This window comes from Moraxella sp. K02 (assembly GCF_041154755.1).
GTDB lineage: Bacteria > Pseudomonadota > Gammaproteobacteria > Pseudomonadales > Moraxellaceae > Faucicola.
Genome location: NZ_AP031590.1, coordinates 901,752 through 924,695 on the forward strand (window position 1 = coordinate 901,752; position 22,944 = coordinate 924,695).

General features: G+C 42.3%; 20 protein-coding genes. 12 read left to right on the plus strand and 8 right to left on the minus strand.

Annotated elements, in window-relative coordinates:
• Positions 1-141 precede the first annotated feature (141 nt).
• Complete coding sequence (locus ACAM39_RS04170; RefSeq protein WP_369628317.1) at positions 142-1,317, minus strand: helix-turn-helix domain-containing protein; 1,176 nt, start codon at positions 1,315-1,317, stop codon at positions 142-144.
• Between the two features lie 193 nt (positions 1,318-1,510).
• Between ACAM39_RS04170 and exaC the strand changes: the two genes are divergently transcribed.
• Entirely contained in the window at positions 1,511-3,022 is a 1,512-nt protein-coding gene (gene exaC / locus ACAM39_RS04175; RefSeq protein WP_369628318.1) for an acetaldehyde dehydrogenase ExaC, read from the plus strand.
• A gap of 253 nt (positions 3,023-3,275) precedes the next feature.
• Here exaC and lldD read toward each other — a convergent pair whose 3' ends face one another.
• The 3 genes from lldD to lldP all read right to left on the minus strand — a co-directional run bounded on the left by lldD (position 3,276) and on the right by lldP (position 7,028).
• Entirely contained in the window at positions 3,276-4,424 is a 1,149-nt protein-coding gene (lldD, locus tag ACAM39_RS04180) for an FMN-dependent L-lactate dehydrogenase LldD (protein ID WP_128678054.1), read from the minus strand.
• A gap of 110 nt (positions 4,425-4,534) precedes the next feature.
• The gene (locus tag ACAM39_RS04185; RefSeq protein WP_369628319.1) at positions 4,535-5,308 is read right to left on the minus strand and encodes an FCD domain-containing protein; all 774 of its coding nucleotides are present in this window, start codon (positions 5,306-5,308) and stop codon (positions 4,535-4,537) included.
• A gap of 13 nt (positions 5,309-5,321) precedes the next feature.
• The gene (lldP, locus tag ACAM39_RS04190) at positions 5,322-7,028 is read right to left on the minus strand and encodes an L-lactate permease (protein WP_369628320.1); all 1,707 of its coding nucleotides are present in this window, start codon (positions 7,026-7,028) and stop codon (positions 5,322-5,324) included.
• Positions 7,029-7,548: 520 nt separating this feature from the next.
• On the opposite strand from lldP, the gene mdh reads away from it, so the two are divergent.
• From mdh to dld, 4 genes are all read left to right on the plus strand, one after another.
• A complete protein-coding gene (gene mdh, locus ACAM39_RS04195; RefSeq protein WP_369628321.1) occupies positions 7,549-8,721 on the plus strand; it encodes an iron-dependent methanol dehydrogenase in 1,173 nt (390 codons plus the stop codon).
• Between the two features lie 140 nt (positions 8,722-8,861).
• Positions 8,862-9,131, plus strand: coding sequence for a hypothetical protein (locus ACAM39_RS04200; protein ID WP_369628322.1), 270 nt, complete (start codon positions 8,862-8,864; stop codon positions 9,129-9,131).
• 236 nt (positions 9,132-9,367) lie between these two features.
• Entirely contained in the window at positions 9,368-10,387 is a 1,020-nt protein-coding gene (locus ACAM39_RS04205; protein WP_282841997.1) for an IS701 family transposase, read from the plus strand.
• 9 nt (positions 10,388-10,396) lie between these two features.
• Entirely contained in the window at positions 10,397-12,100 is a 1,704-nt protein-coding gene (gene dld, locus ACAM39_RS04210) for a D-lactate dehydrogenase (protein ID WP_369628323.1), read from the plus strand.
• 227 nt (positions 12,101-12,327) lie between these two features.
• Here the strand turns inward: dld and metF are convergent, their stop codons facing one another.
• On the minus strand, positions 12,328-13,170 hold the full coding sequence (gene metF / locus ACAM39_RS04215; protein WP_036590585.1) for a methylenetetrahydrofolate reductase [NAD(P)H]: 843 nt from the start codon (positions 13,168-13,170) through the stop codon (positions 12,328-12,330).
• A gap of 166 nt (positions 13,171-13,336) precedes the next feature.
• A complete protein-coding gene (ahcY, locus tag ACAM39_RS04220) occupies positions 13,337-14,725 on the minus strand; it encodes an adenosylhomocysteinase (RefSeq protein WP_369628572.1) in 1,389 nt (462 codons plus the stop codon).
• Positions 14,726-15,202: 477 nt separating this feature from the next.
• Here ahcY and ACAM39_RS04225 point away from each other — a divergent pair, with 477 nt between their 5' ends.
• Positions 15,203-16,012 (plus strand): hypothetical protein, encoded by an 810-nt coding sequence (locus ACAM39_RS04225; RefSeq protein WP_369628324.1) that lies wholly within the window; start codon positions 15,203-15,205, stop codon positions 16,010-16,012.
• 65 nt (positions 16,013-16,077) lie between these two features.
• Here the strand turns inward: ACAM39_RS04225 and ACAM39_RS04230 are convergent, their stop codons facing one another.
• A complete protein-coding gene (locus tag ACAM39_RS04230) occupies positions 16,078-16,548 on the minus strand; it encodes an Lrp/AsnC family transcriptional regulator (protein ID WP_036601597.1) in 471 nt (156 codons plus the stop codon).
• A 164-nt stretch (positions 16,549-16,712) separates the two neighbouring features.
• Here ACAM39_RS04230 and leuA point away from each other — a divergent pair, with 164 nt between their 5' ends.
• From leuA to ACAM39_RS04260, 6 genes are all read left to right on the plus strand, one after another.
• Positions 16,713-18,443, plus strand: coding sequence for a 2-isopropylmalate synthase (leuA, locus tag ACAM39_RS04235; protein ID WP_369628325.1), 1,731 nt, complete (start codon positions 16,713-16,715; stop codon positions 18,441-18,443).
• A gap of 190 nt (positions 18,444-18,633) precedes the next feature.
• The gene (locus tag ACAM39_RS04240) at positions 18,634-18,954 is read left to right on the plus strand and encodes a YcgL domain-containing protein (RefSeq protein ID WP_128678142.1); all 321 of its coding nucleotides are present in this window, start codon (positions 18,634-18,636) and stop codon (positions 18,952-18,954) included.
• Positions 18,955-19,020: 66 nt separating this feature from the next.
• Positions 19,021-19,476 (plus strand): resolvase, encoded by a 456-nt coding sequence (locus tag ACAM39_RS04245; RefSeq protein WP_369628326.1) that lies wholly within the window; start codon positions 19,021-19,023, stop codon positions 19,474-19,476.
• A gap of 148 nt (positions 19,477-19,624) precedes the next feature.
• A complete protein-coding gene (locus ACAM39_RS04250) occupies positions 19,625-20,527 on the plus strand; it encodes an AAA family ATPase (protein WP_369628327.1) in 903 nt (300 codons plus the stop codon).
• Between the two features lie 52 nt (positions 20,528-20,579).
• Entirely contained in the window at positions 20,580-20,909 is a 330-nt protein-coding gene (locus tag ACAM39_RS04255; RefSeq protein ID WP_369628328.1) for a hypothetical protein, read from the plus strand.
• A 9-nt stretch (positions 20,910-20,918) separates the two neighbouring features.
• A complete protein-coding gene (locus tag ACAM39_RS04260; RefSeq protein ID WP_369628329.1) occupies positions 20,919-22,106 on the plus strand; it encodes a vWA domain-containing protein in 1,188 nt (395 codons plus the stop codon).
• 114 nt (positions 22,107-22,220) lie between these two features.
• Here the strand turns inward: ACAM39_RS04260 and ACAM39_RS04265 are convergent, their stop codons facing one another.
• Positions 22,221-22,805, minus strand: a complete 585-nt coding sequence (locus ACAM39_RS04265) for a septal ring lytic transglycosylase RlpA family protein (RefSeq protein WP_369628330.1) — start codon at positions 22,803-22,805, stop codon at positions 22,221-22,223.
• Positions 22,806-22,944: the final 139 nt, after the last annotated feature.

Genomic DNA, 22,944 nt, shown 5'->3' on the forward strand with positions numbered 1-22,944 from the left:
TAGTAAGGGCGGGAAGTCAAGAATAAAACACAATCAACGGTTTGGTGAAGGTATCACCCATATCGAAAAAGCCTTGCAGCGGCTTTTTCAACGAAAAGTGCATGATTAGGGGAAAATTGATGGTGAAGCAAAAATTGATGGTTACCGATTTGACAGCACCTCTAAATGTTGGTGAATCGAGAGGTTATCTGGCATTAATTCAATCAACCTTTCTATCGCATCGCTAGCATCGGGGCAGTTTGACAAATGCATGAGTAATAAGTCAACCTGATCTGAATGATAAATGGCTTGGCTCAAGCGAGCTTCTAAACAGGTGCGCCAAGTGCATAAAAAAGGGCTTTCAGTTTTGCTAAAAAATATGCCGGTATATAATTTGATGGCCGCTTCTAAATAACCTGCATTTAATGATTGTTCAACCCGTAAAAAATCACCATCAATAGGCATTAATAGGCGGTACGGACGAGAACCCAATAAACCAGTAAGCGTATCACGTAACTGTGACATTTCAGTCTTTAGCGTACCTTGTGACACTTTACGCTCACCGTAGATGGCTTGGTGTAAGGCATCTAAGCTCATGCCTTGGGGACAAAGTGCTAACACTGTCAATATCTCGACTTGCCGAGGGGTCAACCGCAAGGTTTTGCCATTGAATATGACGCTGGGTTCATTAAATCCTTGAATATACAGATAGTGTCTTTGGCACTCATTCAAAGCGGATTGTAAAATACTGGCACAGCGTTCAGCAGCAAATATGCCAAAATTATTGTGATTCTGCCAAGTGGTCGATAAATCCAGTACGCCAATGACCTGCTTGGTATGCGGTTCAATGATAGGCGTGGCGTAACAGACCCATTCGTGAACCGAAGGCATATAATGTTCATTGGAAAAAACGCAAGTTGATTGCTGCGTTTTTAGTGATAATGCAAGCGCATTTGTGCCAACTTGGCTTTCCCCCCAGCATCCGCCTTCGATGAAGTTAACCGCTTCGGCTGCTTTTTGCATAGACTTGCTGGCAGTCGTCCAAATAATCGTACTACCGATATCAGCCACAGCCATCACCATGGAGGATTGCAAGGTGATATGTTGTAATTGATTTTGACAATAGTCTAAGGCTTTTTTTAGATAGTACGATTGATCGCTTTTGGTAGCGTTAATGGGTGCTTGTTGGCGCTCTTTTGGAATGTTAGCACTGTCTGAGCGGTGCCATGACTGGACAATACTTTGCTGGATAAGGTCTGCATTATTATCGGTGAAGGTAATGTTAAAACGCCTCTTATCAATCCGATGCCTTAGCTCTAACAGTCTATTTTTATTCATATTTTAAAATATCCTAATGCACTAACCAATCCTTGGTTTTTAAAATAAGCTATCCTCAATAGTATAATGTACATCCCTTATTGTAAAGGATAATTAACCTACCTTTTACCTACCGTTTCTGTAATAATATGAATTTGTAAACCCCAACTGCACGAAGCAGTTTATCTACCAACTGACAAAAGGAAATGTCATTATGCGTTATGCTGACCCTAATACTGACGGTGCTAAAATCAATTTTAAAGAAAAGTATGACAACTTTATTGGCGGCCAATGGGTTGCGCCGGTTAAAGGTGAGTACTTTGATAATATCTCACCCGTCAACGGCAAGCCCTTCGCCAAAGTCGCCAAATCAAGTCCAGAAGACATTGAACTTGCACTTGATGCCGCCCATGCCGCTAAAACTAAGTGGAATGCGGCTTCACCCACAGAGCGCTCTAATCTATTATTAAAAATCGCAGATCGCCTTGAGCAAAATATTGAGTTATTAGCGGTAGCTGAAACATGGGAGAACGGTAAACCCATCCGTGAAACCTTAGCTGCGGATATACCACTTGCCATTGACCATTTTCGCTACTTTGCCGGTGCGATCCGCGCGCAAGAAGGCGGCGTTTCACCCATTGATAATGACACTGTCGCTTATCATTTTCATGAACCTTTAGGCGTGGTTGGACAAATCATTCCTTGGAACTTTCCAATTTTAATGGCTGCCTGGAAAATAGCGCCTGCACTAGCCGCGGGTAACTGCATCGTCTTAAAACCCGCCGAACAGACGCCTGTGAGCTTATTGGTGCTTGTTGAATTGATTCAAGATTTGCTACCAGCAGGTATTTTAAATATCGTGAATGGGTATGGGGAAGAGGTGGGTAGTCATTTAGCTAGAAGCCCACGCATCTCAAAAATTGCCTTTACTGGCTCAACCCCTGTCGGCCAGCTTATTATGAAGTATGCGACAGAGAATATCATTCCAGTTACTTTAGAATTAGGCGGTAAATCACCCAATATTTTCTTTGCTGATGTCATGGATAAAGAAGATGATTACCTAGAAAAAGCGCTTGAAGGTTTTGCTATGTTTGCGCTCAATCAAGGTGAAATATGTACCTGTCCTTCGAGAGCCTTAGTGCATGAAAGTATCGCCGATGCCTTCTTGGCGAAAGCCGTGGAACGGGTAAAACGTATTAAAACAGGTCATCCATTGGACACAGAAACCATGATTGGTGCGCAAGCCTCACAGGAACAACAGGACAAAATCTTAGGCTGTATTGCTACAGGCAAACAAGAAGGCGCCGAGCTTTTAACCGGTGGTAATGCAAGACATGAGGTGGGTGAAGGCTATTATATCGAGCCGACGATTTTTAAAGGCAATAATGATATGAAAATCTTCCAAGAAGAGATTTTTGGACCGGTATTGTCTGTGACAACCTTCAAAGACTTTGATGATGCCATGCGTATTGCCAATGATACCATGTTTGGGCTAGGTGCTGGCGTGTGGGCACGTAGTGGTAATACTGCTTACCGTGCGGGGCGTGCTATTCAAGCTGGGCGAGTATGGACAAACTGTTACCACATTTATCCAGCCCATGCCGCATTTGGTGGTTACAAGAAATCAGGCATCGGGCGTGAAAACCACAAAATGATGTTAGAGCATTACCAAAATACCAAAAATTTACTGGTTAGCTATTCTGAAAAACCGATGGGCTTTTTCTAGAATTTGGTAGGTCATAAACGACAAAAACCGCTCTCATAGGGCGGTTTTTTTATCGAAAATAAAAAATATCAATATTAAATTTATTTACCATCGCTCAATCAACCACTCACAATAAGCGGTTATTGCGCCATGAAGTTTATAAATTTATTGAACTTAGTTTAAAGAACTTATAGTTCAACCATTAAATCTTAATAGTTGTCGAAATCAAAAATTCCCATAAAGACGCTAAGGTTGACTATTTACTGTCAGTCTATTAAGTCAAATTACTAAAATCTACTAAACAGTCTCGATTGATATCTTGAATTCGGTTTGCACTGGTCAATGTCATTGCCACGCGCATTTCTTTGTCTATCAAGTTGAGTAAATTGGTCACCCCAGCCTCACCATCGGCGGCTAACGCATAGATAAATGCACGTCCTAACATACATAAATCCGCTCCCAATGCCAGCATTCTTACCACATCTAAGCCATTACGGATACCCGAATCGACCAAGATTTTGATATCACCTTTAACAGCATCGGCAATTTTGGGTAGGGCAGTGGCGGTTGACATTACTCCATCAAGCTGACGTCCACCATGATTCGAAACCACGATACCATCAGCGCCAAAACGTACCGCATCTTTGGCGTCTTGCGGGTCAAGAATACCTTTGATGACCATAGCGCCATCCCAAAAATCACGAATCCATTCTAAGTCTTTCCAAGAAATCGAGGGATCAAAGTTATTACCGAGCCAACCGATATAATCTTCTAAGCCAATCGCTTTACCAAGATATTTAGAAACATTACCCAAGTCATGCGGTCTACCCAGTAACCCCACGTCCATTGCCCATTGCGGATGGGTGCAGGCTTGTAGATAGCGACGCATGGCAGCATTGGGTCCACTCATGCCAGAGTGCGCATCGCGATATCTCGCCCCTGGGACAGGCATATCGACGGTAAACACCAGCGTTGAGCAGCCTGCCGCTTTGGCGCGCTCTAGCACATTTTGCATAAACTTACGGTCACGCAACACATACAGCTGAAACCACATAGGGCGATTGATTTTTGGGGTGACTTCTTCGATAGGGCAGACTGATACCGTTGACATGGTAAATGGAATGCCTTTTTTGTCGGCAGCCATGGCTGCTTGGACTTCACCACGACGAGCATACATACCTGTCAAACCCACTGGAGAGAGCGCCACAGGTAAAGACAGCTGTTCACCAAAAATCTCAGTGGATAAATCAAGCTGCGTCATGTCTTTTAGTACCCGCTGACGTAAGGCAATACTCGATAAATCTTCAACATTACGTTTTAGGGTGTATTCTGCATACGCCCCACCATCAATGTAGTGGAATAAAAAGGGGGGTAAACGGCGTCGCGCCGCTTCTCGGTAATCATTGGCAGAGGAAATAATCATAATATCCCTATCTTAACTATGTTATTAATGGTAGAAATAGCCACGTGCATTCAAACCTGTTTACACTAACATACGTTTATAAAATGCGCCTGTATTAACAGGCATCTGTACTAAAAGGCATCAGTGGCCAATCGGGAAACTCGCTGTCTGCGAGCCGTTGCCTCATCAATTTTGGCAACCTGTTTTATCACAAACTCAATATGCTCACCCACGGCTTTACGAGCTAATTCACTATCACGCGCAATAATCGCATTCATCATCGCCATGTGCTGCGTGTGTAAAGTTTCAAAGCCATAATGCTCGGTGTAAATTTTTCGCCGAGCCAATACCACGTTATGTCTCATTAGGTGAAAAACATTTTTCATCATCTGCAACAATACCGCATTTTGGGAGGCTTCAGCAATCGCTAAATGAAAATTGGCATCGGCAATAGCGGCTTGTTCGGTATCGCCATGAGCCTGACTGTTTGCTAACTGCTCGTAGTAAAAGCGGATTTTTTCAATGTCTTGCTTGCTGGCTCTTTGGGCAGCGTACCAGGCTGTACCGCCTTCTAGTACAATTCTTGCTTCTTGCACATCTAGACGATACAGGGGATCGGCATCCAATAAGGGCGTTAGTGTCTGTAATATCAGATTATCAGACAGCGCCACAAGGGGTTGGTTCTGTTTGGTTCTTTGTACATCTTTGACAAACGTTCCCGACCCAATACGACTTTCGGTAATACCGACACTATTCATCTGCTGTATCGCTTCACGCAGTGCGGTACGAGATACGCCTAATCGCTCACACAAATGGCGCTCGGCAGGCAATCTATCGCCATTTTTTAGCCCTTCACGGTCTATTAGCGAAATTAATTGTTCAATGACCTGCGTTGCAACCTTCATACCTTACCCATCATTATCCGTGTGGAATCATCCAAGGCACGACATACGCTTGTAGCGTGATGAGTGCGCCCATCATAATGGTAAAAATAATACTATGTTTGACGGTAAATCTGAACAAATCTGACTCTTTACCCACTAAACCTGTAGCGGCACAGGCAATGGCAATGGATTGCGGGGAAATCATTTTACCGGTCACCCCACCCGAGGTATTGGCTGCCACTAACAACACCTCAGGCACACCAATTTGCCGAGCGGTGGTGGCTTGAAGGGCAGCAAACAACGCATTGGCTGACGTGTCTGAGCCTGTCAAAAATACCCCTAACCAACCCAAAAATGGTGAAAAGAAGGTAAAAGCTTTACCCGTGTGTGCCAATGCTAATGCTAAGGTAGCAGACAACCCCGAATAATTGGCGATAAACGCAAATGCCAACACCATACCAATAGAATAAATCGGGGTGCGTAGCTCATTAATGGTTTCGCCAAACGTCGATAACGCTTGTTTGGGACGCATTTTTAGCATCACGATGGAGATAATCGCCGCTAACATGATGGCAGTACCTGTTGCTGAGAACCAATCAAATTTATAAATGGCCGCATAGTCGGTAATTTTGGTGACGACTGGGGGCAGTTTTTGTACGGCATTGTGCAAATACGGCACATTGATACTCATCACCATATCGACCAACGCCCCATCAGGATGACCATCTTTGCCTTTAACAAACAAATCTTTAAACGGCTTGATGCTCCATAACGATACCATTGCTGTCAAAATCACAAACGGCATCCAAGCTTTGATGATTTGAGCGGGTGAGTAATGGGGGGTTGGCAACGGTGCCGATACGCTTGTGGTATCATCCCTCTGATTTTCGCCATCGACTTGATTTTCAAAACGGAATATGTGCTTGGGCTGCCACACTTTAAATAGCAACGTCAAACTGACTAACGAGGCAATAGCAGCGGTAATATCAGGCAACTCAGGTCCAATGTAGTTTGAGGTCAAAAACTGCGCAATGGCAAATGACCCACCACCGACTACAATCGCTGGGAAGGTTTCACGAACCCCTCGCCACCCGTCCATAATCGCCATAATCCAGACTAACACAATGGGCACAATAAAAGGCAACTGGCGTCCAACCATTTGGCTGATGGCATGGGTTTCTACCCCAGAGACTTGTCCTGCTACGATGATTGGAATCCCCATCGCGCCAAAGGCAACCGGGGCCGTATTGACGATTAGGCAAAGTCCAGCGGCATACAAAGGTTTAAACCCTAATCCGACCAATAACGCTGCTGTGATAGCTACAGGTGCACCAAAACCTGCTGCGCCTTCCAAAAAAGTACCAAAGGCAAACCCGACCAGTAACATCTGTAACCGTTGGTCTTCGGTCAGTGATAAAATACTGGAGCGGATAATATCAAATTGCCCTGTTTTTACCGTGACTTTGTATAAAAATACTGCCCCGATAATAATCCAGGCGATAGGCCAAAGCCCATAGAAGAATCCATAAATCGCGGATGATAGCGCTAAGGTCACCGGCATTTGATATAAAAATAGGGCAACAAGCAGCGCCAAAACAACGGTAATGGTGCCTGCGACACTACCTTTTAAACGGAATACCGCCAAGGCTAGAAAAAAGAAGATAATTGGGATGAGGGCAATGGCACTTGAAAGCCAAATATTGCCCATGGGATCGTAAATCTGTTGCCAATGTTGCATCATTTCCTCCATGAAATAATTGGTATTACCAAAATAGTCTGAGTATCAATAATTGGTTAAATAATAAAGAAAATTACGCTTTAATTCAATCAAATTTCAAAAAAACAGTGATATTTATAAGGTTTTTTGTAAATTGGTAATACCAATTTTGATGGTAATATGATTTATTGTGTGAACGGATACAAAAAAGCTTGGTATTGAAGTCAGCAGAGGTTCAAGTTTTTGCTATCGGGCTGCGTGATGAAAACTACCCAGTGTTTTGCTGTATGGTTGACAGCACAAGCCATGAGGGACGCAAGTAGCGTGCTTTATTTTTTCAAAAGACATCAAGTAAAGTAACTTTTTGACTAAGGTAGGTTAATAGTAGGTAGAGAGCATTGGATGACTTAACTACAATCAAGTCATAGTGATTTTATAAAAATATATTAGTACATCTTATCTATTTGTAATGATGACAAAAAACTAGGCGTACGAATAAAATTACTATATACCCTAACCATAAAAGATTAAAAGGAATTTAATCATGGCTTATAAGCAAATCTCCGATCAAACCAGTGGTTTTTTTATTCCCTGCGTATCATTATTTGGACCTGGCTGTGTCAAAGAAGTGGGCTCAAAAGCCAAAGACCTAGGCGCTAAAAAAGCGCTTATTGTAACTGACCAAGGGCTGAACAAAGCAGGTGTTCCAGACATTATCATTAAACATTTAAGCGAACAAGGTATTGATAGCTACGTATTTGCAGGTGCAGAGCCAAACCCAACTGACAAAAATGTCCACGATGGCGTCACAGCGTATCAGGATAACGGCTGTGATTTTATCATCTCATTGGGTGGTGGTTCGTCACATGACTGTGCAAAAGGGATTGGTCTAGTGACCGCAGGCGGTGGTCATATCCGTGACTATGAAGGTATTGATAAAAGTAAAGTGCCAATGACGCCATTGATTGCTATCAATACCACGGCAGGTACAGCATCAGAGATGACACGTTTTTGTATTATCACCAATACCGATACCCACGTCAAAATGGCGATTGTAGATTGGCGTTGTACCCCACTCATTGCTATTGATGACCCTCGACTCATGACTGCCAAACCCGCATCTTTAACTGCGGCAACAGGTATGGATGCGCTAACCCATGCGGTAGAGGCGTATGTATCGACTGCTGCAAATCCGATTACAGACGCTTGTGCTGAAAAAGCCATACGAATGATTCAACAATGGCTGCGTCAAGCAGTAGCAAATGGCGAAAATATTGAAGCGCGTGAGGCTATGAGCTACGCCCAATACTTAGCAGGCATGGCGTTTAATAATGCCTCGCTAGGTTATGTCCATGCGATGGCGCACCAGTTAGGTGGGTTCTACAATCTGCCACATGGTGTTTGTAATGCGATTTTGTTACCGCACGTCTGTGAATTTAACCTGATTTCAACACCTGAGCGTTATGCAGATATTGCACAATTTATGGGCATCGACATCAAAGACATGACTCGAGCAGAAGCAGGTAAAGCAGGCATCAATGCAATTCGTGAGCTATCCCAAGCAGTAGGTATTCCTACAGGACTCACTGAACTTGGTGTCAAACAAGAAGACCTTGCCATCATGGCAACCAATGCCCAAAACGATGCTTGTATGCTCACCAACCCACGCAAGGCAAATCATGAACAGGTCGTAGCAATCTTCGCAGCTGCCATGTAACATTGTAACAATCTAACATCAAACTAAAACAGACTCACAGCAGTGAAAAAGGGGACTTTAATAGTCTCCTTTTACATTAAGCGCTGATACAAAGCGCATAAATTTTGCGTCAATTGATTAAAATATAGTAGCATACAGAGATGAAACAAAAACTCATCACTCGCTTAGACCACTGCCAATACTTACGGTTAACCCAAGTAAGCTACCCACTTAGCCACTATGCCAAGCCTCATCTAACACAAAATCTGGTAGCACAAATCAGTGATAACCGCATCTACAATCGAGCCACCGATGGTAAACGCACACTTGACCATCTTAACGCTATGCTTAGCCCTACTATCGAACATAATCCTATCTTTGATAAAACCAGACCAGTTCCACTATCGAAAATTCAATACAATCGCCAATAAAACCTCATGGCGCATTTAAACAATAAGTTTAATCAATAAGGATATTTATCATTAGGACTTACGCAAAAAGCATAAAATTTTGCGAAAGCGGATAAAAATATAGTATAGTCAATCCTAAATTATAGTAAGCACCGTTTGCCCTGAGCTTGTCTAAGGGTAACGGTCGTTATGGTTCGACAGGCCTACCACGAACGACCCTGTTCGATATAATTCAGTTTTCACTATAGCATAAAGAGATGAAGAAAAAAGCTATCACCCGCCTAGACTACTGTCAATATTTACTGGTAAGCCAAACCAATTACACCCTTACCAACTACGCAGAACATCATCCTGAATCAATTAGTCATGACCGCATCAATCGATACCTACGTCATGACAAACTAAAACCCAAGCTCGTATGGGAAAAAGTCAAAGACGACATCGTATTAGACGACGATGGCTATCTTATCTTTGATGACAGCATACTCGATAAAAATCATAGTCACAAAATCGAATTGGTTAATCGCCAATACAGTGGCAACGCCCATCGCATTATTAAAGGCATCTGCATCGTTAACTGTATCTATGTCAATCCAAAGACCGAACAATACTGGCTCATTGATTACCGTATTTATGACAAAACCACCGATGGCAAAAGCAAACTTGACCATCTAAAAGACATGCTACAGCACAGTATTGAACACAAACAAATTAAATTCAAATATGTGCTCATGGATACATGGTATGCCACCAAAGACATTATGCTGTATATTGATAACTTACAAAAAATCTATTATTGTCCTTTAAAATCCAATCGCAAAGTCGATGATTCAAAAGGAGTAAACCCTTACAAAGCAGTCAACGAATTAACTTGGACTGACCAAGAGCAACAAAATGGCAAACTGATTAAAATACATGCCTTTCCTAAAGATTACAAAGTGCAACTGTTCCGAGTAGTGGTTAATGAAAACCGCACGGACTGGATTGTCACCAATGACACCAATCAGGATTCATCAGATGGCACACGATTGGTGTGTGCCATCCGCTGGAAGATTGAGCAGTTTCACCGAGAACTTAAACAACTCACTGGTATTGAAGCTAATCAGTGTCGTAAGGCTCGTATTCAGCGGAATCATATTTGTTGTTGTATGCTGGTTTGGCTGCAGTTAGCCAGACAAGCTAAACGGTTAAAACAATCTTTATATCAGGTTAAAAGGGGTTTACTCAGTGATTATTTGCGTGAGCAGTTACGCTCGCCTTCGGTCGTCTTTGCGTAAGCCCTAATCATGTTAAAACAGTATAAGCCGACACTCGATAAATTAACGAAGATCGTAGGGAAGTCTTATGTACTCATCGATGAACAAGATACCCGTCATTATCGACAAGGTATACGTTTTGGTGAGGGAAAAGTGTTGGCTGTGGTATGCCCCGGTACTTTACTTGAGCAGTGGCAGGCGCTACAAACAATTATTGAGGCAGATTGTGTGGTAATTATGCAAGCTGCCAATACAGGATTGACAGGCGGCTCTACACCTTATGGGGATGAATATGATCGTCCAGTTATTATTATGAGCACTCGGCGTCTACAAGGCATTCAAGTGATTTTAGATGGCAAACAAGTCGTGTGTTTACCTGGCGCTACTTTGGATAATCTTGAGCGTACTTTAAAACCTTATAATCGTGAACCACATTCTGTGATTGGGTCATCCTGTATTGGCGCTTCAGTTTTAGGTGGGGTGTGCAACAACTCAGGGGGCGCACTGGTACGTCGTGGACCTGCTTATACTGAAATGGCGTTGTATGCCCGTGTCAATGAATCGGGTGAATTACAATTGATTAATCATCTAGGTATTGATTTGGGCAACACGGCCGAAGAAATACTCACCAGACTGCAAAAACAAGACTATGAAACCGGTCAGGTAACCACGCAAACCACTCAGCTGGCATCAGACAATCGTTATGCGCATGACGTTAAACAAGTCGATGCAGATAGTCCTGCTAGATTTAATGCAGATCCGACACGATTATATGAAGCATCGGGTTCAGCGGGTAAAGTCTGTGTGTTTGCGGTACGACTCGACACCTTTGAAAAAGTTGAGAGTAGGGTTTTTTATATCGGCTCAAATGACCATAATGACTTAACGGCAATACGTCGTTATTTGCTGACATCGTTACCCAGCTTGCCGATTGCTGGAGAATATATTCATCGGGATGCCTTTAGTATTGGCGCAAAGTATGGCAAAGACACTTTCTTGTTTATTGAGCGTTTTGGCACGGTGAATATACCCAGAGCATTAGCCCTCAAAGATCGCATTGATGGGTGGTTAGAGAAAATCAAGATACGGGGTCTGACTGATCAAATTTTACAAGCTATCACGTTTTTCTTACCCAGTCATTTACCGCAGCGCATGCTAGCGTTTCATCAGCGTTTTGAGCATCATTTGATTCTACGAGTGGACGAGCAAAGCGCAGAACAGACACAGCAGTTTTTAAATGAGTATTTTGCCGTACATTCTACTGGCTCGTATTTTGCTTGTACGGAGGAAGAAGGTCGCAAAGCTTTCTTACACCGTTTTGCTGTTGCCGGGGCGGCGATACGATATCGTGATACCCATCGAGCCGAGGTTGAGGATATTGTGGCATTGGATATTGCGTTACGACGTAATGATAGAGAATGGGTGGAAAAAATCCCCGCCGATCTCGAACAACATATGTTGCATAAATTATATTATGGGCACTTTTTTTGTCATGTATTTCACCAAGATTACATTGTCAAGAAAGGCACTAATCCACTGGATATTGAGCATCAGATGTGGCAGCTGCTAGACGAGCGTAGGGCAGAATATCCCGCAGAACACAATGTGGGTCATTTATATGTTGCTAAGCCAGCATTAGCCAATTTTTATCGAAAGCTAGATCCTACCAACACCTTTAATGTGGGGATTGGTCACACTTCAAAGTTAAAATACTGGCGCAAACCTAACGCATGACGACATTTAACTAGGTAAGTATAATTAGGTAAGCATCCGACCATCAGGGCAATCGCATGATAAAATTTTACCGAACAGTAGCTGCTCAAGATAAACTGTTCCAGATAAAATGTTTAAGATAAGCGTTATTTTGCGATGCCCCAATTTTACGATGTTGAACAGACAGTTTAACATCGTCATGCTCATTTTTTGTTTGCTCTCAGATAGTGCGTAAGGTCTATCCTCAATTAAACCAATCCGAGCGCTTCAATCAGTTGTTTATTTGGGCTGACTTGGTTCATGCTGTAAAAATGCATTGACGGCACGCCTTCGGCAATCAAACGCTCACATAGATTGACCATCACTTCAAACCCAAATTGACGAATGGCTTTTTTGTCATCGCCATAGTCGGCAAGCTGTTTACGGATAAAACGTGGAATATCTGCCCCGCAGCCATCGGCAAATCGAATCAAATTTGACGCATTGGTGATAGGCATAATGCCTGCAATGATCGGGAACTCATCTTGAGTCACCCCTTTTTTGGCAAGGGCATCCCGCAGATATAGATAGCTGTCAGCGTTGTAGAAAAACTGGGTAATCGCTTCAGTCGCGCCTGCGTGGTATTTATTGAGCAAGTTTTGGATATCGGCATCAAAGCTTTTGGCTTGCGGGTGCATTTCTGGATAAGCAGCGACTTTGATACGAAAATAATCACCGCTATGCTCACGTATGTATTTAACCAAATCGACAGCAAACGGCAGCTCGCCAAGACCCACCATACCCGATGGCAAATCACCGCGCAGCGCCACCAAGCGATTAATACCTAACGATTTATAATAATCCAATAACTCGCCAATTTTGGCTTTATCATCGCCAATACAGGATAAATGCGGGGTGATAGGCGTATCACTTTTTTCACTCAGTGCCTTAACGATACCTAAGGTGCGCTCACGGGTTGACCCACCTGCGCCATAAGTCACGCTAAAATATTGAGGTTTTAAAGCATTTAATTCATCAAAGGTTGCCAATAATTTGGTTTGACCGTCATCGGTCTTGGTGGGAAAAAATTCAAAAGAAAACGGCGTTGTCATGGTGGTCATAAAAGTATCCAAAATGATAAAAAATAGCACCATTATAACGGGTATAACAGTAAAAAAATTGAATTTTTTGGCATAAATATTGAGTTAAACTGCATAAAAAAGTCATGCACATGGGCATGACTTTGATTAAACCTTTAACAAATAGTAGTTATAGCTATTAGTATTTATAGCTATCAGGTTTGAATGGACCTTCAACTGGCACACCGATATAATCGGCTTGTTGCTGCGTCAATTTAGTCAGTACCCCGTTAAAGCCTGCGACCATGGCTGCTGCCACTTCTTCATCAAGTTTTTTGGGCAATACTTTGACATATAAATTATCCGCTTTTTTGTCCGCCGGCAAATCAGCAAATTTTTCTTTAAATAAGTGCATTTGCGCCAATACTTGGTTGGCAAAAGAACCATCCATAATACGTGAGGGATGACCTGTGGCATTGCCCAAATTCACCAAACGACCTTCCGACAATAAAAGCAAGTAATCGTTTTCATCGTCTGATCGATACACTTGGTGTACTTGAGGCTTCACTTCCACCCATTTCCAGTTGTCACGCATAAACTGGGTATCAATCTCAGTATCAAAGTGACCAATATTACAAACCACTGCGGTGGCTTTTAAGGCTTTTAGCATATCGCTATTACAGACATGGTAGTTACCAGTGGTAGTGACCACCAAGTCAGTATCTTGCATAAGGGTGTTGTTGACACCTTTGGCAGGGTCACCTTCCACAAATGGCGAGACCAATTCATAGCCATCCATACAAGCTTGCATACCACAAATTGGATCAGCTTCCGTCACTCGTACTACCATGCCTTCTTGCCGTAGGCTTTGCGCAGAACCTTTACCCACATCGCCATAACCGATAACAAGTGCACGACGACCTGCTAAAAGCATATCGGTACCACGTTTGATGGCATCGTTTAGGCTATGGCGACAGCCATATTTGTTATCATTTTTTGATTTGGTCACTGCGTCATTGACATTAATGGCGGGTACTTTTAGCGTGCGTGCATTGAGCATTTCAATTAGACGATGTACCCCTGTTGTTGTCTCTTCTGAGATACCGTGAATGTTGTCGAGCATTTGCGGGTAGTCGCTATGAATCAGCGCCGTCAAGTCACCGCCATCATCTAAAATAATATTGGCATCCCACAGCTTGCCCGTGGCTTCACCGCCTTCAAAAATCTGCTGGCGAAGACACCATTCGTATTCTTCCTCAGTTTCGCCTTTCCAAGCAAATACAGGAATACCGGCTGCTGCGATAGCGGCAGCAGCATGGTCTTGGGTTGAAAAAATATTACAAGAAGTCCAGCGTACTTCAGCACCCAGCGCCACGAGCGTTTCAATGAGGACAGCAGTTTGGATGGTCATGTGGATACAGCCCACAATCTTGGCGCCTTTTAAAGGCTGCTCGGCTTGGTAGCGTTGGCGTAAGCCAATCAAAGCAGGCATTTCAGTTTCCGCCAGTTTGATTTCTTTGCGACCGTAGTCGGCAAGGCTAATATCGGCAACTTTATAATCAGAAAAATTTGAATCGGTAGAATTGATAGACAGGGACACTGCGTCCACTCCTTAATAACTAGTAAAAAAAGTTAAAGTAAAAACGCAGATGCGGTTATTTATTTTGGATTTATTTTGGTTAAAATACAAAAAACGAGCCTAGCGCAGGCAAGCAAATATAAATTAAGCGAACCTTGAGCTGCAGCATCTCTCGATAGGCGTATTGTAAAAAAAATTAACATAAAAGTCATTCTGTTAATTGCAACATCAACTTAAGTCTTTTAAAAAAGCAACATTTTTGATAAAATATTACACTTCATCCTATGTAATTACATAAACATATAGAAAAGTTATACAAAATTAAAAGACATTGCTGAAAAATTACGTTTTAATATACCTAAGAGAAACGTAACAAAATATGTCAACTAATTTACTTTTTCTTTATATGTCATTCATCGCTTGAAAGTCTTTTAGATTTTTAAGAGAAATGGTAAATTTACCTTATCCTGTCCTTAGGAGATTTATATGAAAGTTTTGAAACTAGCTGCTATTCCTGCTGCTTTAATCGCAACTTCTGCTTTTGCTGAAACTGTCGTTGTTGATCAACAAATTGTTGCACAGCCTGTTGCCGTATCTACTACCACCTACGATCCAAACTTAGGTGTAGTAAAAAACACAACAACTCAATTGGTTACTGGTACTAGAACGTTTTTTGATACCGTAACACATCCTGCTGCTATCAGTGCCGAAGTAGGTACCTTAGGTTATGGTGCCAATATTGGTTGGGGTTTAAATGATAAAACTGAGCTTGTAGTTGGTTGGGCTGGCGGCGATATTGGTGATTTAAAAGACACCATCGAAATTGAAGATGTTGAATATGACTTAGAAACAGATTCAAGCAACCCATATATTGGTGTAAATTTACGCCCAGCTGGAAATTGGTTCACTGTTGGTGTTGGTACGATTTTTGGTGACAACGAAATCACCTTGAAAAAACAAGCGACTGAAACCAAACCAGTTAACATCAATGGTAACACTTACTATGGTAACATTGAAGCGTCAGCTGAAAACAAAAACACTATGAACCCATACTTAACTATTGGTTTCCGTCCTAATATCACTAATAACTTTGGTGTATTTGGCGAAATCGGTGCAGCTTATACTGGTGGCTTAAAAGTTACTGATGCTAACACACGAGTTCTAAATGCCAATGGTGAAGAAATTGCAAAATTTGACAATAATCGTTTAAAATCTGATTTACAACAAGATTTGGATGATTCAAATTATTCAAAATGGTACCCAATCGCTAAAATCGGTGCAACTTACCGTTTCTAACTTCAGTCAATTACTAAAAAAGATACTCCTTCGTGGGTATCTTTTTTTATACGCTAAATACAGCATCATATAGTATCTGTGATAATGGGAAGAGAGAATACCTCTCGTAATTCAAAACTGGTATGCACTTGTGCGATACCTTCGATACGGTTTAGACGATGCAATAAAAATTCTTCATAATGCGCCATATCTTTGACCAAAGCTTTGATAAGATAGTCTTCGCTGCGCCCTGTCACAATACTACAGCTTACCACTTCAGGAAATTCTCGTAGTTTTTTTTCAAAATTGCTAAAGCGTTCTGCCGTATGTTTATCCATGCTAATGGCAATATAGACTGACAGTTGATAACCTAATTTTCTAGGGTCGGTGGTGACACTATAACCCGTGATAACACCGGCATCTTCTAATTGCTTGACTCTGCGCGCACAGGGGGTAGGGCTTAAGTTTACGCTTTCTGCCAATTCAAGGTTACTCATGCGGGCATTTTCTCTTAATAGCGCTAAAATTTGTCTGTCTATTTTATCTAATGAAGCCATGGTAAACTCTCAAAATTAGTGATTTTAACTAAATACTATAATTATAGTAGCCATAAATATCAAATTCTATGTTTTTTATAGCAAAATTTAGTTACTTCAACTACAAAAAAATGGGTATAATTTTATTATAGAATTTTAAGCAAAATTAAATGTGGAGCATTAGCATGTCGATACAACCCAAAAACGCGGCTTTTAATCATAAAAAATACCAACCCTTTGCGTTTGCACCAAAGATGACCCAGCGTACTTGGCCCGATAAAACGATCACCAAAGCGCCCATATGGACGTCGGTGGATTTGCGAGATGGTAACCAAGCCTTGATTGAGCCGATGAGCATTGAACAAAAAATGCGCTTCTTTGATTTGTTGGTGCAAGTGGGTTTCAAAGAAATTGAGATTGGTTTTCCCTCAGCGGCGCAGGTCGAGTATGACTTTACCCGCAAATTGATCGAAGGCGGACACGTACCCGACGATGTGACCTTGCAAGTATTGGTGCAGGCACGCGAGCATTTGATTCGCCGTACCTTTGAGTCGTTAAAGGGTGCCAAACGTGCCATCGTCCACGTGTATAACTCAACCTCAAAAGTGCAACGCGAAAAAGTGTATCAAAAAGATTATGATGACATCATTGCGATTGCGGTTGAAGGCGCGACATTGTTGCGTGATTTGGCGAAAGATTACCCTGAAACCGAATGGATTTTTGAATATTCTCCTGAAAGTTTCTCACAAACCGAGGTCGATTTTTCGGTCAAAATCTGTGATGAGGTGTGTAAAGTTTGGCGCCCGGACTTAGGTCAGAAGGTAATCTTTAACTTGCCATCAACCGTAGAAAGCTCAACACCCAATATTTATGCCGATCAGATTGAATATTTTTGCCAAAACTTACCCATGCGTGAGCATGTGATTGTGAGTCTTCACACCCACAATGACCGTGGCTGTGCCGTGGCTGCCAGTGAGTTGGGTTTGATGGCAGGGGCTGACCGTATTGAAGGCACGCTTTTTGGCAATGGCGAGCGCACAGGCAACATGGACATCATGGTTATGGCGATGAATATGTATAGCCAAGGCGTAGACCCACAGCTTGATTTTAGTAACATGAGCGAAATCGCCCAAGTAGTGAGTGAGTGCAATCAGTTGCCGATTCATCCACGCCATCCTTATGTGGGCGAATTGGTATTTACCGCTTTTAGTGGCTCGCACCAAGATGCCATTAAAAAATCGTTAGATTATAACGAGCAAAATGCCGAAACCACCCAAGGCTTATGGGATGTGGCATATTTGCCGATTGACCCTGCTCATATCGGACGCGGCTATCAGGATGTCGTGCGTATCAATAGCCAGTCAGGTAAAGGCGGTGTTGCTTATATCTTGCAACGTGACTTTGGTTTTCATTTGCCACGTTGGACGCAAATTGACTTTAGCCGTGTCATTCAGCAGGAGGCCGAGAGCCGCCAGACAGAATTGACATCAGATGATGTTATTAGCGTGTTTGAAAACACCTATTTAAACCAATCTACTTTGGCATTGCAAGATTATGAAATCAAAAACACCGCTGGCTCAGTAAGCTTTACAGGCTCTGTGCGCATGGGGGATGATATTATAGAGGTCGTCGGTAATGGTAATGGCCCGTTGTCTGCCTTTATCAATGCCATCTCTGCCAAATTGAACAAAAATATTCACGTTATCAACTATGCAGAGCATGCGTTAACGGTTGAAAGTCAAAGCCCGCTCACCCAAAACAACAGTGATGCCAATGCCGTTGCTTACTTACAGTTGAATATTGAAGGTGAGATTTATTCAGGTATTGGCACTTGCTCAAGCACCGTATCAGCGATGTTAAAAGCCGCCTTATCTGCGTTGGCACAAGCGCAGATTGCCGATACTGAACATCATTAATTAGCTTTTATAAAGAGTAAATTTATCAGTAGCTTTTATCACCAAAAGAGCAATTATCCTAGTTGCTCTTTTTTTTATGAGCTACATCTAACATGCCCAAGCTAATAGCAAAAGGAGTGCAATTCCAGACATACTATTTTATGGTATGATAGAGGCACTTTAAATTTTACAGTAAGAATAGAGTTGTATGATGCATTGCGATATTTATAAATTTAGCAAAAAAGATGACCTGTATGTGTACATTGCTCGCCCAGATTATCCCAACGACACGGATGAGATTCGTGACTGGTTGTCAGTGCTGCCTAAGGATTTTCGTCAAGCGATTGGGCGCGAAACCTTTTTGATGCATTTGGATTTGGCGAATACGCCAAAGCTTGCACGAGTTAATAAAGCAGAAGTGTTAGAAAAACTGCAAAGTCAGGGATATTTTGTGCAAATGCCGCCTGAAGATGTGCTGTTACGCCAAGCAAAATTGAATATGGCAGAAGCGCAGCAGAACAAGTGGCAGTAGCAAAATTTTAACCAAATGATTTGAATCATGCTAAAATAATCTATCTATTTTTGGCAAGGCAAAATTATGTTTGCATTTTTATCACTCGACCAAATCGGTAATGTGCTAGGCGAAATCATCATTTGGTGGGCGCAGCTGGTTCAAGGTGTGCCGCCAGACAAATTACCCCTATATGCCTATGTAGGATTTTCCATTGTCGTATTACTGCTTTGGATTTTAGTGGTACGGATTTTGCCAAAAACGCTTGCAGGTTTGAGTTGGATTATTCTATTTGCGATTTTGCTCACGCCAACCACTTCCCTTGGCACCCCGCCTGACATCGCACCAGCGAGTATTTCAGTGATTTATGGGATTTTACTCAAAGATCCAGCAATTATCTTTAATGGGTTGCTACCAATTATGGTTGTCATTACAGTGGGCTGTATTTTGGGTTTTATTTGGCAAATTCTTCGAATGGGCATCGATAAAACCAACAAAAAAAATGCGCTAAATAACGCCAATATCAGCCAGCCTAGCCGCTAAGTTATGATAGTGATAAGCCAACAAGCTGTTACGGCTTGAATTTTTATAGCTTAATCTTTTACCGCTTAACCTTTTACTTATAGCTTAACTTTCGCTAAAACTTATGATAGTCTGAAACTCATTTTTGACGATTATCATAGGTTTTTTTATGTCTGACCATCAGCCAAATGCTGCCATCCAAAATAGCGTGACCCAAAGCAGTTTTAAAAGCACCGATAGTTATATCGCCACTGACAACTTAAAGCTTGCCGTCAACGCTGCGATTCAATTGCAAAAACCGTTACTCATCAAAGGGGAACCTGGCACGGGTAAAACGCTACTGGCTGAAGAAGTGGCAAAAAGTTTAGGTATGCCACTTTTAACTTGGCACATCAAATCAACCACCAAAGCCGAACAAGGCTTGTATGAGTACGATGCGGTATCACGCTTGCGCGATAGTCAATTGGGTGATGACCGCGTGTATGATATTGCCAACTACATCAAGGCAGGCAAGCTATGGCAAGCATTTACCAGTCCTGAGCGTGTGGTACTGCTCATTGATGAGATTGATAAAGCAGATATCGAGTTCCCCAACGACTTGCTGCATGAGCTTGATAAAATGTCGTTTTATGTGTATGAAACTGGCGAAACGATTACCGCCGATCATCGTCCCGTCGTTATTATCACATCAAACAATGAAAAAGAACTGCCTGATGCCTTCTTGCGTCGTTGCTTTTTTCATTATATTGATTTTCCTGACCAAGCAACCATGCGCGAAATTGTGGATGTGCATTTCCCCAATCTACAAACAGAATTGGTAGATGAAGCGCTCAAGGTGTTCTACGGTCTACGAGAAGTCAAAGGCTTAAAAAAACCGCCATCCACTTCTGAATTGGTAGATTGGATTAGTTTGCTCATGGCAGATGAGTTGCAAGCGGGCAGTCAAAATGCGATTGAGCGGTTGAAAAATCCAAGCGATAACTTACCACCCATGGCGGGGGCGTTACTCAAAAATGAAAATGACTTGAGCTTACTTGAACGTATAGGCTTTATGCTTCGGTTAAATCGCTGATTGTATTATCTTAAAAAATTTAAATAAATTTGATTAAAATAGGATTTTGACTATGCCAAGCGTTTCAGAAGTAAGACCCAAAATTTGGGAAGACGTTTTAGATTTATTCGACAATGGAGATTTTTCAGCCATTTGGGGCAGAAGAGAAAGTAATAATTTTAGAGAGTTGGCAATTCGTTGGAATGGAGATAAAAATTATGTTGGCTATCCAAATCAAGGTAGAAACCCAACTTGGTTTAGCCAACCAGAGTTTTTAGAAGAATCTATTTTATTAAGTTTACTAAAGCAAATAGTGCAGAATGATGTTAATCAAAGACGAGAAGAATTTATAGATAATATTTTACAAGCGATGAAAGAAAGCAAACAGAAAATTAAAAATTGAGTAAAAAAAGTGTTTCTTAATTTATTTTATACCTTACGCACTTATGGCGTGCCAGTTTCCACCCGGGAATTGCTAGATCTTTATGCTTTGCTAGAAACAGGCATTGTGTTTGCCGACCGTGAACAATTCTACGAGCTGATTCGCCTATGTATGGTCAAAGACGAAAAATACTTTGATAAATTTGACCGTGCCATGGCGGATTATTTTGACGGTATTGATACACTCGACATGGACGAGCTGATGGCAAAATTGGGTAATATCCCCAAAGAATGGCTGGAACTTAAACTTGACCCCAACAATCTCACCGAAGCCGAGCGACGCCTACTCAAAAAATATGGTTCGCTTGAAGCACTCATGCAAGCCCTAGAGGAACGCCTAAAAGAACAAAAAGAGCGACACCAAGGCGGTAGCAAATGGGTCGGTACAGGCGGCTCATCGCCATTTGGTGCGTATGGCGACCATCCTGAAGGTGTACGAGTAGGGGGTGAAAGCCGAAAACGCAGCGCGGTCAAGGTGTGGGAGCAGCGCAAATACCGCGATTTGGATACGGATAACCAGCTAGAAACCCGATCCATGCAGATGGCACTGCGAAAACTGCGTAAATTCGCCCGTGATGGGGCGGCTGATGAGCTTGATATTGACTCAACCATCAAGAAAACCGCGCAAAAAGGGATGCTTGATGTGCAACTGCGTCCCGAACGCCGTAATCGTGTCAAAGTGCTCATGCTATTTGATATCGGTGGTAGCATGGATAGCTATATCGAAGCCTGTGAGCGCTTATTTGCTGCCGCTAAAAACGAGTTTAAGACGCTTGAATTTTTTTATTTTCATAACTGTGTGTATGAATATGTTTGGACAGAAAATGCCCGCCGTAACGCCAGTGCGGTGCCCACATTGGATGTGCTACACAAATATGGCAGTGATTATCGGGTGATTTTTGTCGGTGATGCCGCAATGTCGCCTTATGAGTTGTTATCTGTCGGCGGCAGCGTCGAGTATATGAGCCAAGATACGGGACAGGCGTGGCTAAAACGTATCACTAACCACTTTGATAAAGTCGCATGGCTCAACCCTGAAACACCAAGCTACTGGCAATACACGCAGACCATCGGTTTAATCAAAGATACCATGCAAGGTCATATGTACCCAATGACCTTGCATGGTATTGAAGATATGACCAAGTATTTGGCGCGGTAGTATTGTTAAGGCAATTAAAAAAGCATGAATCAATTTCATGCTTTTTTTTGTGCTGATAGGCTGATAGTCGTCTAAAAGCTGATATTAAGCCTAAAAGCTGCTAGTCAACTAACATTAGTTTGGACCGGCCACACGCTCAATAACAACGTTGCCTGTGCCCGTGCTTGCTAAGCCAATTTGTTTGGCGGCGGCATACGATAAATCTAATACGCGATGGCTTGAAAACGGACCGCGGTCATTGACTTTTACCACAACGCTTTTACCGTTTGATTTGTTGGTTACTTTGATATAACAGTTCATTGGCAATGAGCGATGCGCCGCGGTCAATGAATTGGCATCAAAAGTATCACCGCTAGCAGTTTTACGACCTTGAAATTGACGACCATACCAAGACGCGACACCCGTTTGGCTAAAGCGATTGACTGTGTTTGATGCAACGGCAGAAAGACGCTCTAACACGTCTGAATCTTTGCTAGCTTGTGAAGTGTCTTGGCTGATAAGTTGGCTGTCTAAGGCAAGGTTACGAGGTTGGCGGGCTGATTTGACTAAGTCTGATGCATTGTTGTGCTGGCGGGTTAACTCATTAAGTACGTGATCTAAATTGCTCGTGGCTGCTTGGGTAGTTGAGCTAATCGCCGTTACGCCACAAAAGCAAAGTAACGTCGTTACATTAGCTAAATTCGATTGACGCTTTGACATAATGACCTCTGAACAATCGCTCTTTACAATGAGCGCCTCATATTTGGGAGCCAATAAGCCTTTACTTTATACGTCATGCATACAAATCGCTTATAGGGCACCAAGAAAATTTATTAGATTTAACAATTAGTTTACAAAT

Excerpts from the sequence above, each read along its gene's own strand:
- ACAM39_RS04230 (WP_036601597.1), bottom strand. The coding sequence starts at position 16,548 with ATGGCTTCATTAGATAAAATAGACAGACAAATTTTAGCGCTATTAAGA.
- ACAM39_RS04255 (WP_369628328.1), top strand. The coding sequence starts at position 20,580 with ATGCCAAGCGTTTCAGAAGTAAGACCCAAAATTTGGGAAGACGTTTTA.
- ACAM39_RS04170 (WP_369628317.1), bottom strand. The coding sequence starts at position 1,317 with ATGAATAAAAATAGACTGTTAGAGCTAAGGCATCGGATTGATAAGAGG.
- lldD (WP_128678054.1), bottom strand. The coding sequence starts at position 4,424 with ATGATTATTTCCTCTGCCAATGATTACCGAGAAGCGGCGCGACGCCGT.
- mdh (WP_369628321.1), top strand. The coding sequence starts at position 7,549 with ATGGCTTATAAGCAAATCTCCGATCAAACCAGTGGTTTTTTTATTCCC.
- ACAM39_RS04205 (WP_282841997.1), top strand. The coding sequence starts at position 9,368 with ATGAAGAAAAAAGCTATCACCCGCCTAGACTACTGTCAATATTTACTG.
- lldP (WP_369628320.1), bottom strand. The coding sequence starts at position 7,028 with ATGATGCAACATTGGCAACAGATTTACGATCCCATGGGCAATATTTGG.
- leuA (WP_369628325.1), top strand. The coding sequence starts at position 16,713 with ATGTCGATACAACCCAAAAACGCGGCTTTTAATCATAAAAAATACCAA.
- exaC (WP_369628318.1), top strand. The coding sequence starts at position 1,511 with ATGCGTTATGCTGACCCTAATACTGACGGTGCTAAAATCAATTTTAAA.
- ACAM39_RS04225 (WP_369628324.1), top strand. The coding sequence starts at position 15,203 with ATGAAAGTTTTGAAACTAGCTGCTATTCCTGCTGCTTTAATCGCAACT.
- ACAM39_RS04200 (WP_369628322.1), top strand. The coding sequence starts at position 8,862 with ATGAAACAAAAACTCATCACTCGCTTAGACCACTGCCAATACTTACGG.
- metF (WP_036590585.1), bottom strand. The coding sequence starts at position 13,170 with ATGACAACGCCGTTTTCTTTTGAATTTTTTCCCACCAAGACCGATGAC.
- dld (WP_369628323.1), top strand. The coding sequence starts at position 10,397 with ATGTTAAAACAGTATAAGCCGACACTCGATAAATTAACGAAGATCGTA.
- ACAM39_RS04245 (WP_369628326.1), top strand. The coding sequence starts at position 19,021 with ATGTTTGCATTTTTATCACTCGACCAAATCGGTAATGTGCTAGGCGAA.
- ACAM39_RS04250 (WP_369628327.1), top strand. The coding sequence starts at position 19,625 with ATGTCTGACCATCAGCCAAATGCTGCCATCCAAAATAGCGTGACCCAA.
- ACAM39_RS04265 (WP_369628330.1), bottom strand. The coding sequence starts at position 22,805 with ATGTCAAAGCGTCAATCGAATTTAGCTAATGTAACGACGTTACTTTGC.
- ACAM39_RS04240 (WP_128678142.1), top strand. The coding sequence starts at position 18,634 with ATGCATTGCGATATTTATAAATTTAGCAAAAAAGATGACCTGTATGTG.
- ACAM39_RS04185 (WP_369628319.1), bottom strand. The coding sequence starts at position 5,308 with ATGAAGGTTGCAACGCAGGTCATTGAACAATTAATTTCGCTAATAGAC.